This window comes from Paenibacillus gyeongsangnamensis (genome assembly GCF_027533625.1).
Classification (GTDB): domain Bacteria; phylum Bacillota; class Bacilli; order Paenibacillales; family NBRC-103111; genus Paenibacillus_G; species Paenibacillus_G gyeongsangnamensis.
Genome location: NZ_JAQAGZ010000015.1, coordinates 54,836 through 68,843, shown reverse-complemented (window position 1 = coordinate 68,843; position 14,008 = coordinate 54,836). Strand labels below are relative to the sequence as shown.

The window sequence follows — 14,008 nt, the reverse complement described above, 5'->3', positions numbered from 1 at the left end:
ATTCTTTGTCTCATGATCATTGTAAATCATACTTGTGTAGAACTTGTGTAGGGGAAAAGAAGCGTTACGACAGTTCCCGCTCCTATATGACTTTCCAGTCTGATGATTCCGCCGTGGGCTTCAACCAGTCTCTGTACGATCGTTAGTCCAATTCCGCTTCCACCGGATTTGCGATCACGGGATTTATCAACTCGATAAAACCGCTCGAGTACATATGGCAGTTCGGAGCTCGGGATCCCGATTCCAGTATCTGTTACAGTAATGGATATCATATCCTTTAACTGCTTTAACTTGATGGAAACGGATCCCCCTGGAGGGGTGAATTTCAGCGCGTTGGATAGCAAATTCAAGAGTATTTGCCCAATTCTTTGACGGTCAACAGTGCCATATACCGGAGCATCCTTTTCAAAATATAAATCAACGTCTTTTCGTTCATACGAAGCCATAGAAGCTTCAACGGCATGCTGGATCAAAGCTGAAATGTCTTCCCTATTTTTGTAAAGCTTAAAATGAGGGGATTCCATCTCTGTGAGCTGCTCTAAATCCCCCACAAGATGCCGAAGCCGCTCAATTTCTTCAAAGCAAGACACAAGCCGCTTACGTGTAGGCTCCCATACCCCTTCGATCATCGCTTCCATGTGGCTTTTAAGCGTTGTGAGCGGTGTTCTTAATTCATGTGCTACATCAGCAGTCATCGTTTTACGAAGCTGTTCCTGATGTTCTAGCTGCTCGGCTAAAAAGTTTAGCGAACCTCCCAGTTCAGAAAGCTCGTCATTGCCTTTTAGGGTTGTTCTCGCTCCACGTTCTCCTTTTGCCATTCGTTCAGCAATGTCCTTCATCTGGATGAGCGGAGCGGTGATTCGCCTTGCCACAAAGAGACTGAGCACAATTGCCAAAGCTATGCCCAGGGTGGCTGTCCAAAGCACGGATTGAACCAATGCTTGTTCAAAGTGAGCATCAAATGTGGGGGAGTTCATGTTCATATCTTGTGCCTGATGCTGATACAAGGCAAAATGGTAATGCGTCTCTAAAATAAATGTGATGGTGGAAATCAGCAAAATACCGGAGACGATTCCGATAAAGGCTATCGCAATTCGAGCCGTTAACCCTCTCATGAAACGTCTCCCCCTGCAAATCTGTACCCAACGGCAAATACGGTAATGATAAACTTTGGTCTTTTAGGATCCGTTTCAATTTTATGCCGCAGGTTCTTTACATGCTGGTCTATAGCGCGTGCGTCACCTTCATAATCAAAACCGAGCACTTTTTCAACTAATTCATCCCTCGAAAATATTCGATCTGGATGTCTAGCCAACGTAAGAAGCAGTTTGAATTCATTAGGGGTAAGGCTCACCAACTGCCCATGTCTGTATACCTCGTGTTGTGTCGCATGAATCACAAGCTCATCCTCTTGAAAAGAAATCACTTCCGTAAGCAGAGAATCTTTTTGTGCGCGGCGCATGATGGCCTTCACTCTGGCTATCAGCTCTCGAGGACTAAACGGTTTCACCACATAATCGTCGGCACCTAGTGTCAACCCCTGAATCCGGTCATCTTCGGATACTTTTGCCGTCAGCATGATCACAGGCACGGGTGAAAACTGACGTATCTTCTTACAAACCTCTTCTCCGGACATATCCGGAAGCATTAAATCTAAAATAACAAGATTGATACTTCCGCCGCGGACCAGTTCAAGGGCTTGATTTCCTGATTCTGCTTCCATCGCCTGGAATCCCTCTTTTTGCAAATAGGATACCACGACTTCCCGGATTTTCTCTTCATCATCAACCATTAGAACTGTTTTCATGCGGCGCTTACTGCCTCACGTAAAGATTCAAGACTGATGCGATTAATAAATTTCGAGAATTTTTCCTTGCCTTTACCATGAATCTGGAAATATCGAACTAGACCTTGAACGATAGAGATGAGTTTATCGGCAGATACATTGGATAGGAACAGGGTTGCAAAAGAAGGTTTTAGCGACTTGGCATCCCCGCCGATATAGATATCAAAAGCATCTTTCATTTTAACAATCCCGATATCTTTAAGAAGGGGCTCACTTGTACCGAGAGCACATCCCGCATATCCAATTTTAAGCGGGGAGGGGGTTTCCATACCGGCAATCGCTTTGTTTAGCTCCTCCGCTACGTGGAGTCCGGCATCTTCAGCGCCGCGGCAAAAGTTGCAGGTGATCAGGCTCTTGGTAACAAAGCCTGCAGGATAAATTTCTAATCCGATTCCCTGAAGCTTCTCCTTAACCTCCTCCATGCGATCTTCCTGTACCTCAACATAGAGCTGCTTAAACGTTGTAAGTTCGACCTGAGAGCCATCTCCTATAATCGAACCGAGGAGGACAAGCTGTTCCGGTTTAAACATGGTTCCACCTTCAGAAAAGCCAGGTGTTACAGCAAATTTAGCCACCTGATATCCCCATCCCATATTTATAATTTCACCCGTTGTAAGCGAAGTGCATTTAAAACTACCGATACGGAACTTAATGCCATAGCTGCTCCGGCAACCCAGGGAGCCAATAATCCGATAGCTGCAATGGGAATCCCCAGCGTATTGTATGCCAGTGCCCAAAACAGATTTTGCTTAATATTGCTCATGGTTTTCCGGCTCATATCGATGGCCTCTGCAATGCCGGTCAGTTCTCCGCGCATCAAGGTCACATCGGCTGCTTCCATGGCAATATCCGTTCCGGTGCCAATCGCAATACCTACATCCGCCGTAGCGAGCGCCGGAGCATCGTTAATGCCGTCACCCACCATTGCCACTTTGCGGCCTTGGGCCTGAAGCTTCTTCACTTCTTCCGCTTTGCCCTCCGGAAGCACCTCTGCGAGTACAAGATCGATACCCACTTGGTTGGCAATCGCTTGAGCGGTCCTTTGGTTATCGCCGGTAATCATGATGACTTCTATACCCAGCTGTTTTAAGCGGGCAATGCCTTCTTTGGAAGTTTCTTTGATCGTATCGGCAACCGCTATAACCCCAACGAATTGGTTATTGATCGCAGCCAGCATGGCCGTCTTTCCTTCGGACTCTAAACGCTCCATCGCTGTATCAGACTTTCTGAAATCAATACCTTCCCGCTGAAGCAGTTTCCGGGTTCCGACAAGCACTTCTTTACCTTCAACGATCGCTCGTATACCATATCCCGGGATCGCCTCGAACTCCTCAACTAGGGACAAAGGAATCCCTTTCTGCAGAATGCCCGACACGATAGCTTCTGCCAGCGGATGCTCCGACCGTTTCTCCGCCGAACCTATTAAGCGTAAAGCGGTTCGCTGATCCGCAGAATCCAATAAAATGTCAGTCAATTCCGGTTTGCCTTTCGTTACGGTTCCGGTTTTATCAAGCACAATGGTTTGCACTTTTTGCATCGATTCCAGATGCTCGCCGCCTTTGAACAAGATACCGAATTCGGCAGCTCGGCCCGAACCTGCCATGATGGATGTTGGCGTCGCAAGACCTAATGCGCAAGGGCAGGCGATGACGAGCACCGCGATCGCTTTCTCCAGTGCAGCCGCAAACTCTCCGGGTTGAATCCAAAAGAACCAAATCAAGAACGTTACAAGCGCAATGCCTACAACGATCGGTACAAAAATACCTGAAATGACATCGGCTATACGCTGAATGGGTGCCTTTGATCCCTGAGCTTCTTCGACTACTTTAATGATTTGAGCGAGTGCGGTTTCTTTGCCCACGCGGGTAGCTTCGATTTTCAGGCTTCCGTTTTTATTCACTGTGGCGCCAATGACGCCATCCCCGGCTCTTTTCTCCACCGGAATGCTTTCACCCGTTAACATCGATTCATCAACAGCGGAATTGCCTTCTAACACCTTACCGTCAACAGGGATTTTTTCTCCGGGCTTAACCAAAATGATGTCCCCAATGAGCAAATCCTCAACAGGTACGGAAACCTCCGCTCCATCGCGAATAACAAGCGCTGTTTTGGCTTGCAGCCCCATAAGCTTTTTTATGGCTTCCGATGTGCGCCCTTTAGCCAGAGCCTCGAATAATTTCCCTAAAATAATCAAAGTAATAAGGATAGCGCTGGTTTCGTAATACATATCCGGGGCATGGCGGTGCATCTCACTTGAGGCGGCCCACTGTATGGTTAAATACAGACTATAGAAATATGCGGCGGAAGTTCCAAGGGATACAAGCACATCCATATTCGCGCTTTTATTACGAAGTGCTTTGTAGGCACCTACATAAAACTGCCTGCCAATAATAAACTGAACCGGAGTAGCGAGTACAAGCTGAACCCAAGGGTTCATTAAAAAATCGGGCAGGTAAATCCATGATGTGAACGAAAAGTGGCTGACCATTGCCCAGAGTAATGGGAAAGATAAAATCGCGGAAACAGCCAGTTGCATTTTCTTATGTTGAATTTCTTTTTGCCGATAATCTACTCCTGCGTTTTCCTGTTTGCGGATGGCCTGATATCCAAGCTGGTCGACTTTGTTGATCATATCTGCAGAGCTGATCTCGGCGGAATTATACTCTACATGGGCCGTCTCCAAAGCCAGGTTAACGACAGCTTTGCTGACACCCGGCATTTTGTTTAAGCCTTTTTCAATTCTCGTAGCACAAGCGGCACATGTCATTCCTATGATATTAAAGTCAACTTGATCCTTGACGGAACTGTAACCAAGATCTTCTATTTTTTGTTCCATATCTTTAAGGCTTACTTGGTTCGGATTATAGGTTACAGCTGCTTTCTCCAGGGCAAAATTTACGTTTGCATCCGTTACGCCTTCTAATTTTTTGAGACCTTTTTCAATACGATTTGCGCAGGCCGCGCATGTCATTCCTGCTATTTGCAGCATTGCTTGCTGCTGCTCCAATGGTTTTTCCATGTCACCGTCACCTCTTATCATTATACCCATATGGGGTATATAAAAATCAAAAAAAATATGTCTGTAGGAAGAGCCGCAAAGCGGCCCCCTTATTTCACCACGTCGTAGCCTTGATCTTCAATCGCTTCCTTAATAGCTTCCAAGGAGACCTTCGACTCGTCGAATTCAACGGTAACGGATTTGGCATTTAAATCGACTTTACCGGATGCACCGAGTTTCTTTACAGCTCCTTCAACGGAGTTAACACAATGACCGCAAGACATTCCTTCAACTTTTAATGTAACGTTTTTCATATCTAATCTCTCCCTTTATTTAATTAATTTATTCATCGTAATCATAAGTTCTTTGATCACTTCATGATCGCCTTCCTGAATCCGTTCAATAACGCAGCTGTTCATATGGTTTTCCAGTAACACTTTACCTACGCTGTTAAGCGCCGATTGCACCGCTGCAATTTGATTTAACACATCATCACAATACGTATCTTTTTCAATAAGCCCTTTTATTCCCCGAATCTGACCTTCTATGCGATTGAGACGAGAAATGAGATTGTTTTTTGTTTTATCCGAGTGATGGCTCTTACGTTCACTGGAATCCGTGTGACAGCATTCATTGAATTCATTGTCCATATGTTCCATTCAATCAACCTCCTCTGGTTACAATATAACATACCCCTGTATGGTATATCAAGTCTTTTTCTATAATTTGGGCGCATGAGAAAAAGACCTCACCCGCCGCCATATCCATCACAATACGTAGTTTGTGAAATCTGCGCCAATGAATGCTTGAGGCATCCAAATCAAGATTCGCAAATATGCGGTCAAATGTGTTTGGCTTGTGCTAGGGAATGCCGTTCCTTTGCCATACAGGCTCAAGGTACTCTTATTTCAAACGGAAAGTGGAGCTCCTCATTATTGTCGGTCATTACAATAACTTCCATTTGGGTTACTCCAGCCTGCGTGTAATAAGCTGCCAGTCAAACGATATTCTCCATTCCCTAGAGAAAATGCTTTATCTTCAATGAACCAATCAGGAGGCATCGTAATTTTACACGTACTTGCTTGAAATCTTTGTTTCACCTCATATTTTTGGGAAGCTATTTACTGTTTAACAATTCAATTTCCAGAAGTAAATTTTTACAATATTGTTTTTTACGAACAAGTTTGAATCCTACTTTATTTATTAGTTCAACGGTTTTCCGGTTTAAATGACAGCCATCGCAAACATGTTTCCAAATGGGTGTTAACCAATCCTGTATTCGCCCTAGTATCGGACGGTCTAATCGGACATGCTCTAAGAAAAGGATTGTTCCGTGAGGTTTACATACTCTTCTTATTTCTTCTAACGTCTTTAAAGGGTTTGGAATAGTACATAAAACCAATGTGCCAACAACAGTATCAAAGGTATTGTCTTGAAACGGGATTTCTTCTGCATCAGCTAAAACAACATCAATCGGAACTAAAGCATCGTTCGCTCTTATTAGAGAGCGATTCATCATCAATGGTTGAGGTTCAATTGCGATTACTTTATCAGCCCGTTCGTAAAATGGAAAGTTCAGTCCTGTACCCGACCCGATTTCCAACACTTTCCCCCTGGCATTACGTATCAGGTTTTTTCTTAATTCAGTTAATCCTTTTTGTTCCAGAGGCTGCATCATTATATCATAAATCTTTGCAAACAATTTTCCCATTTATAAATTCATCCCGCATTTCTTTTTGTGTATCAAATGGCTTTACTTCACAAAACATTATCCAATGCTCATCTTACTATAACTCATCTTTCTTTACTGGGATACAATACCTTAACTTGCGCTGATTATTAAAATAAATGAACAAAATCACCCTTCGGGTGACTTAACCTTCTAGCCGACGGTTTACTTATCCGTCGGCTCTTTCTTTCTTACCAACGTTCCATTACATTCTGGACAAAAGAATTCCGGGTCTTCTCCCGGCTCCACGTCATAGGCACATTCTGCTACTATGAATTCCGGTACAGGATCTATGCAACCACATGCCACACATACGTAATCAATAAATCGAAAATTGACGTTTCAGCAGATGCTCCACGAGGATCCCCCTCATATCCCCGCCCGTCGTCTTCCACGACGCAAATCCATTTTTTCCTTTCTTCCTTGCCCCGAATCCAAACTTCTTTTGCATGCGCATGCTTTCTTACGTTCAGCAGTGCCTCGCGGACGGAAGCGTAAAGTTCCACTTTTTCCTTTGTAGAAAACAGTTCGTCCGATAATCTCCAAACCAATGTACTTCCAAACCCATCTCTCTTTTTTAAAATCATCACCATGCTCTGTAAATACTGCATCCAAGGCAAGGCGTCAGGGTTGCTAGGGTATTTTAGACTCGAGATGGCCTGTCTTACATAGTCATTGACTTAGTGTTCGATTTTCCGGAGTCCTTTGGTTTTCTCCGCCTGAACAGAATCTTGCTGCCCTTGCTCCAGCTGATCCATCCTCATGACAAAAGAAACAATGATTGCGCAATTCCATCATGAGCTCTCTCGTGATCTTTTTACGTTCCTTTATCGCCGCCTGACGAGAACGCTCCCGATTTAATTCTTCTTGTGTTGCCTCTAACATGGTAAACAATCTGAGTAGTCGGAATGATTAAAATCAGCCATTCATGTTTTGGTTCAAACCTAAACTGCCACGGAATGTTCAAAACCGAATACAACCCATAACACTTTGTAGTCATGGCAATCAATATTTTTGAAGCCCCACTTTGACATGAATATGCACATACAAAGACGCTTCCAGTCCCACTTATATAGTGGTTTTGGAAGCGTCTTTGTACATAATTCGGGATTATCTCACTTGCGGATACTCTTTTGGGACAGCCCCCCCCTTCGTTTTCATGTAGTTGAAAATCCACCGATTCTAAATAGAGTTATTACAAACTTTCTTCTTCGTTAGATTACCGAAATAATCCTTTCACTTAACCATATCCCCCAAGAATCAACGCAACTATCGAACCACCTATGACAACCTGCCTTGAATACTTGAATCGATGTAATAAGAGTAACAAAGGAAGAAGTACTATTATGATCTTCGCGTTCCCATATACAGTCATGAGAATAAAAGCAATAGCCGTCTTCCCCATAGCCGTAATTTCATCCCAGGACAAAAAAAGAATACCTGGATTGGTCCCCAGATAGCTGACAAGCATAAAGTTGGTTACCACCATGCCATGCTTCTTTAAGATGGGATATGCATAGCGGTAAAATGATTCGTACCAATCATCAAAAGTAATTACGACTGCATCCAGAGGCACAGGATTCCCGCCATAAAGAAAGCCGACGAACTCCTGCATGGAAATGACGTGATAATAATTCGACTCCAGGAGCTCGAGGTGCTTTTTGAAAGTCTCGGGCGTAAGCGTGTAATCCGCCGCGGCTGCCCAGTCCATCGCTAATCAATGAAACGGTGAACACTACGAAGTGAACTTTTGCAGTTTCCTGCCGTTCATGCTTAATATTTTTCCGACGTCGCAGCAGTTTCATGTTCAAGGTAGAGATTTTTTGCTTTTTCATCGTAGGCCAACAATTCTGCATACCTTCCCCAATCAATCAAAATGTCTAATTGATGACCTGCTTCTTCCAAGCCAAAATGCTTTTCGAAGATTTCCAAGAAAAATTCTCTTTCCATTTTGTTGTTTGATTTCGAATGCAAGATCCAAATAATTTTCTCTATCATGGGGACGTGTTGCAGCACTTGCTTTTTGAAGATATCCTTCCTGTCTAAAACACTGGCATCAGCAAAATGACGTCCAATTTCCGTTAATTCAATATCTCCTTGTTGAATCTGGGCAAAACCGAGCATCTGGGCTGCTTCGACAATTGGCAAGAAGTCTTCCAGATTAAGACTTAATTGATCAGCTAGCTTGTATAGGTCAACCGTATTTCCAAGATCATCAATCAACTCAATAAAACCTGTTAACGCACCTGCGGGTACTTCTTGAACCTTTTCGATCTTTTTCTTTTGTTCCTCGACGGGTTCATTCTGCTTGAATTCACGCTTAGTTAATATGGAATAGATTTTATCAACGAGCCCGGTAAATTGTGCTTCCTGTTTATCGCGCCAATGAGACATAGGAATCACAATATCGGCTATAACGCGAGCCGGGTCCCGAGATAAGACAATTGCCCTGTCGGACATATAGACTGCTTCTTCAATACTGTGTGTGACCATAATTATCGATTTCGTGGGGATTTTTTTTTCAGTCCATAATTCAAGCAAATCCCTCTTGAGATTTTCTGCCGTCAACACATCTAACGCGGAGAAAGGTTCATCCATCAACAATATATCTGGTTCCATGACGAGAGCGCGGCCAATCCCTACGCGTTGTCTCATGCCGCCTGAAAGTTCTTTCGGATAAGCACCTTCGAATCCATCGAGCCCTACCATATCAATGATGGAAAGTGCTTTTCGCATTTTTTCTGCTTCTGTTAAAGGTTTATTTTCAAGTCCTAATTTAACGTTCTCAAGTACGGTAAGCCAAGGAAATAGCGCAAAGGATTGAAACACCATACCTACTCCAGGATTTGTTCCCTGTATCTCTTCTCCGTTATAAAAGACTGCACCATGAGAAGGAGGTACTAGTCCGGCAATAATCCTAAGCAGGGTGGACTTACCCGAGCCGGAAGGCCCCAAGATGGATACAAACTCACCTTCTGTAATATTCAACTGTATATCTTCTAGGATGCTGACATTCATTGTATTTGGCATATCGTAACGTTTACTTATTTTTTGAAGTTCAATCAATTTATTTTTCATGATAATAACACCTCTATTCCAGATGATATTTTTTTTCTGAGAGAGCATATAACTTCCGCCAAACCAAACGATTTATAAGAACAACCAACAAGCACATAACAATGATTCCCCAAATAATTTTCGGCCAATCTCCATTAGTTGTTGCTTGGGCTATGAACGAACCTAATCCAGACGCTTGCAAAGTGTTATCTTTCCATGAAACAAGCTCGGAGACGATACTCGCGTTCCAGGCTCCCCCACTTGCTGTAATACATCCCGTAACGAGAAACGGAAATATACTGGGTAAAATTAATTTCGTCCATGTTTGCGGGCGGGTCAGTCGCAAAATAGCGGCGGCTTCTTTCAAATCAGAAGGAATCGCCATCGCTCCGGCAATCACGTTGAACAGGATGTACCATTGTGTACCCAACATCATGAGAGGAATGGCACCTATGTTCATGCTAACTCCAAGTTTCAGATATAGAATCGTAAACAAAGGAAATGCCATATTTGCCGGAAAAGAAGCCAGTACCTGTACAATGGGCTGTGCAATCCTAGAAAGTTTAGGATTCATACCGATCATGACACCTACAGGAACCGTCCATGATACAGCGAAAACTGTTGATACGAATACGCGAAGAGCTGTTTCCAATCCGAGTACGACAACTCTAAGTAAATCTTTCGAGCTTAGTTGTATGATTTCAAGAACAGCTTCATAGACATACTTGCAAACCAATACGACGACGACGATCCAAATGATCCAGATCACCATTTTGGACACAAGAGACGGTGGTTTCGGCCAATTAATGGAGGAGCTACTTTTTTTAAATTTATTTTTCAAGTCATGAGAGATAGTACCCACTGTTTGGTTGACATAACCAATAAATCGCGCGCGTTTTAATATATCATATACCCATGACTTTGGTACTTCAGCTGCTTCCGATTGTTCGTTCTTAAACTTCTGTGCCCAAGCGACAAGGGGTCGCCAAAACAACTGATCTATAAGGCATATCAAGATGACCATAGTGACAATAGAATATAAAATGGCCTTTACATCACCTTGGTCAGCGGCCATTGCCATGTACGAGCCAATCCCAGGCAAATGAATATTTTGATTCAACACGCTGATCGATTCGCTTGCCGCGAGAAAGAACCAACCTCCGCCGAATGACATCATGCTGTTCCAAACTAATCCGATCATGGAGAAAGGAACTTCGAGTTTTGTAAAGCGTGACCATACGCCAAGACGATGAATATTTGCAGCTTCGTTTAGAGGGCGTGGAATCGTCGTAAGAGAGTGATAAAAACTGAATGTCATATTCCAAACCTGACCCGTAAAAATGGCAAAAATCGAAGCACATTCAACACCAAGCAAACTCCCAGGAAATAAAGCCATGAACATCAACACGGTTGCCGAAAGGAAACCTAACACCGGTACTGACTGCAAGATGTCGATGGCAGGAATCATTATTTTTTCAGCAATGCGGTTATAAGCCGCGATTCGACCATAAACAAATGTAAATAAAAGTGAAGCTCCGAATGCAATAAACATTCTGAGAAGCGATCGTCCCGCATAGTAAGGAAGCATCTTCGGGTCAAGGCTCATCGTCGGTTGATCGCTTGCGGAGAATGGAGCTTTCATCCCCGCACCAAGATGGACTGTTAAATAAAGAATGGACAAGAGCATGAGAATAACCATAACATCTGCCAAGCCGAATTTATATTTATTGCTAATATTGAGAAACCCGTTCCATTTCATCGCGAACCCCCCCTTTATTAATAAAAAGCTCTCCTCACTTTGCATGAGAAGAGCGTAAATATTCCATCTATTCATACCGCAATCGGTTAATCAGTTGAGCTACTCAAGCCCTTTGATATAAAGGTCTTGAACTTGATTTCTGATTCACTGAGGGCATACTGGTAGACGGATATACACTGTTCCTTGGTTGCAAAGCAAACTGCATGCTATTCGATTGTCGCATTCGACTACTACTATCCATTCCAGTTTCCCCCCTTTGTACATAAATATGAAAGCCCCCAGGGTTTGGTCCCAGGGGGCTAAAGTTTCACAATTAAAATAAACCGGTTCCCCCTAGTCCAGTTTTAGCACTATACAACGTAAAGAGCGATTGCTCTTAGCCACCTTATGAAAAGCCTTAATCCGGCAATCCCTGTTCTACCCATTGGCATCTTTCGATATTTCCGGGCAGTGGCCTATGTTTGTATAGGAGCCTCACTTAACGAGGACATATTCAATTCCTTAGAGATCGTACTCTAAGTGCAATTATTTGTCAACAGAAAAAATAATAATTTGCATAATTATTTATTGTAAACTGATTTTTAAATCAAAAATCAATTAGAAAGATATGACATTATTTTTATGAGAACATTTAGTGCTTTTGATTCAGTCATCTTTGTTAACAAATAAGCTTGACACAATTAATGATAAGATTTACTATTAAAGAGTTCGTAATAATTACTTTTAAAAATACATAATGTTTCAGGGAGGAAACGAAACCATATGAAAGCCAATTCTAAAGCAAAGCTGGTAACTCTGAGCTTAACTCTGGCATTATCCATGACTTTTATCTTGTCAGGCTGTGGGGCTTCTTCGAACTCAAACGCTTCACCGAAACCTAATGATTCTACATCCGCTACTACCAGCGATTCAAGCACAGCTCCTTCCCCTTCCGCCAAAATAAAAATTGTGGCTGCAGAAAATTTTCTTGGGGAAGTTGCGACAGCTGTTGGCGGTGATCGCGTCAATGTAACCTCCATTATTAATAACCCGGATACGGACCCCCACAGTTTCGAACCGACGGCAGATACATCCAAGGCGGTAAGCGATGCGCAGCTCGTTGTTTATACAGGCATCGGCTATGATGAATGGATACAGAAGCTGATACAGGCAAGCTCCTCTTCCAAAACGTTGATTGCGGTGGGAAGCGACTTGCTCGAAAAAAAAGACGGCGATAATCCTCATGTTTGGTACGACCCGACTTCCATGCCTAAGCTTGCCGATGCGCTTGCTGATAAGCTTGCCAAATTAGACCCTGGCCAAGCGGAAGCCTTCAAAAAAAGAGCACTGGATTATAAAGCCAGCTTAGCTCCTCTTCAAGACCTGGTTCAAAAGCTTAAACAATCTTCCCCTACGGATATTGCCGTTTCAGAACCGGTATTTGCTTATATGGCGGAAGCATTAAATTTAAAAGTCGTCAATCCAAGCTTCGCCAAAGCGGTTGAAGAAGAAACCGACCCGGCCGCTGCAGACATTGCGGATTTACAAAACCAAATCAAAGGCAAAAAGATCAAAGCTTTTGTGCAAAATACGCAAGTCGATAACCCAACCGTGAAAAACATGGTCGATCTCGTAACGGCGAATCAAATTCCGGTTGTTCATGTAACCGAAACCGAGCCTCAAGGGAAAAATTATCTTCAATGGATGAGCGAAGAATTGAACGAATTGAAAAAAGGCTTAGACGTAAAATAACAATTGCTTTCAACCGCTCTCTCTAAGTAGAATTTTAGAGAGAGTTATTTTCTTTGTGAATTTGAAAGGAAGGTTTGTAATATGGGATATGAATTATCGGTCCGAAACATTAGTCTTCGCCTTGGAGGCAAGCAAATCATCAACGACCTTTCCTTTTCGTTAAAGCCCGGGGAGTTCATGGGCATTATTGGTCCGAATGGAGCCGGCAAGACAACCTTGTTCCGGATGATCCTCGATATGCTGAAGCCTCAAGAAGGCAGCATTCATTTTCGGACTGAAACTGGAATATCGGTTTCCGGACCGTCTGTTTTAGGTTACGTTCCACAATCACGCGGGCTCGATACGGAGATTCCAATGTCTGCGGCCGATTTTGTCGGCTTAGGACTTCCTTATAAATTCAAACCGTGGATATCGAAGAAGGATAAGGCCAAAATCTACGAAACGCTCCTGCTTACGGATGCCGGACATCTTGCGAACAAGTCGATCGGCAAGCTATCCGGCGGCGAGAAGCAAAGAGTTTACCTTGCGCAAGCCCTAATCAGGGATCCTAAGATTCTTCTATTAGACGAACCTACATCCAATTTGGATCCCGGGGCGCAAGAACACATGGCCGCTCTGGTTCATAAGGTTTGCCGTGAAAGACATGTCGGCGTGTTATTCATTAGCCACGATATTAATCTGATTTCGCGCTATGCCGATCGGATTCTTTACTTAACCCAAGGACAGCATGCCGTAGGATCCGTCAATGAAGTGATGAGACCTGAGGTGCTGAGCCAGCTTTACGGAAACTCAGTGGAAGTCCTTCATATGGGGGGAAAATTACTGGTTGTTTCTGCAGGCAATGAGGCTGCTGCCCCAATATGCTTTCACGGTTAAAATATCCTTAGA

General features: G+C 43.4%; 13 protein-coding genes and 1 riboswitch. Of the genes, 2 read left to right on the top strand and 11 right to left on the bottom strand.

From position 1 onward, the window contains the following. Positions 1-26 precede the first annotated feature (26 nt). The 11 genes from O9H85_RS22015 to O9H85_RS21965 form a co-directional block, all read right to left on the bottom strand. Complete coding sequence (locus tag O9H85_RS22015) at positions 27-1,115, bottom strand: sensor histidine kinase (RefSeq protein WP_269883576.1); 1,089 nt, start codon at positions 1,113-1,115, stop codon at positions 27-29. Further along, positions 1,112-1,807: a response regulator transcription factor gene (locus O9H85_RS22010; RefSeq protein WP_269883575.1), complete on the bottom strand. Its 696-nt coding sequence runs from the start codon at positions 1,805-1,807 to the stop codon at positions 1,112-1,114. Before O9H85_RS22010 ends, O9H85_RS22015 begins: the two co-directional genes overlap by 4 nt. After that, on the bottom strand, positions 1,804-2,421 hold the full coding sequence (locus O9H85_RS22005) for an NAD(P)/FAD-dependent oxidoreductase (protein ID WP_269883574.1): 618 nt from the start codon (positions 2,419-2,421) through the stop codon (positions 1,804-1,806). Before O9H85_RS22005 ends, O9H85_RS22010 begins: the two co-directional genes overlap by 4 nt. A gap of 20 nt (positions 2,422-2,441) precedes the next feature. Further along, complete coding sequence (locus O9H85_RS22000; protein ID WP_269883573.1) at positions 2,442-4,865, bottom strand: heavy metal translocating P-type ATPase; 2,424 nt, start codon at positions 4,863-4,865, stop codon at positions 2,442-2,444. Positions 4,866-4,954: 89 nt separating this feature from the next. Further along, entirely contained in the window at positions 4,955-5,158 is a 204-nt protein-coding gene (copZ, locus tag O9H85_RS21995; RefSeq protein ID WP_269883572.1) for a copper chaperone CopZ, read from the bottom strand. A gap of 15 nt (positions 5,159-5,173) precedes the next feature. Continuing rightward, on the bottom strand, positions 5,174-5,494 hold the full coding sequence (locus O9H85_RS21990; RefSeq protein ID WP_409348182.1) for a metal-sensitive transcriptional regulator: 321 nt from the start codon (positions 5,492-5,494) through the stop codon (positions 5,174-5,176). Positions 5,495-5,961: 467 nt separating this feature from the next. Further along, complete coding sequence (locus tag O9H85_RS21985; RefSeq protein ID WP_269883570.1) at positions 5,962-6,555, bottom strand: class I SAM-dependent methyltransferase; 594 nt, start codon at positions 6,553-6,555, stop codon at positions 5,962-5,964. 308 nt (positions 6,556-6,863) lie between these two features. Next, positions 6,864-7,166, bottom strand: coding sequence for a sensor histidine kinase (locus O9H85_RS21980; RefSeq protein ID WP_269883569.1), 303 nt, complete (start codon positions 7,164-7,166; stop codon positions 6,864-6,866). A 647-nt stretch (positions 7,167-7,813) separates the two neighbouring features. Next, a complete protein-coding gene (locus O9H85_RS21975; protein WP_269883568.1) occupies positions 7,814-8,284 on the bottom strand; it encodes a polysaccharide deacetylase family protein in 471 nt (156 codons plus the stop codon). A gap of 62 nt (positions 8,285-8,346) precedes the next feature. Next, positions 8,347-9,651 carry an ABC transporter ATP-binding protein gene (locus O9H85_RS21970; protein ID WP_269883567.1) on the bottom strand — a complete coding sequence of 435 codons (1,305 nt, stop codon included), beginning with the start codon at positions 9,649-9,651 and terminating at the stop codon, positions 8,347-8,349. A 13-nt stretch (positions 9,652-9,664) separates the two neighbouring features. Beyond that, a complete protein-coding gene (locus tag O9H85_RS21965; protein WP_269883566.1) occupies positions 9,665-11,389 on the bottom strand; it encodes an ABC transporter permease in 1,725 nt (574 codons plus the stop codon). A 322-nt stretch (positions 11,390-11,711) separates the two neighbouring features. After that, positions 11,712-11,882, bottom strand: a riboswitch (M-box (ykoK) riboswitch). A 269-nt stretch (positions 11,883-12,151) separates the two neighbouring features. Between O9H85_RS21965 and O9H85_RS21960 the strand changes: the two genes are divergently transcribed. Together O9H85_RS21960 and O9H85_RS21955 are read left to right on the top strand one after the other, a co-directional pair. Further along, positions 12,152-13,120, top strand: coding sequence for a metal ABC transporter solute-binding protein, Zn/Mn family (locus O9H85_RS21960; protein ID WP_269883565.1), 969 nt, complete (start codon positions 12,152-12,154; stop codon positions 13,118-13,120). Positions 13,121-13,201: 81 nt separating this feature from the next. Beyond that, on the top strand, positions 13,202-13,996 hold the full coding sequence (locus O9H85_RS21955; protein WP_269883564.1) for a metal ABC transporter ATP-binding protein: 795 nt from the start codon (positions 13,202-13,204) through the stop codon (positions 13,994-13,996). The last annotated feature ends 12 nt before the right edge of the window (positions 13,997-14,008 follow it).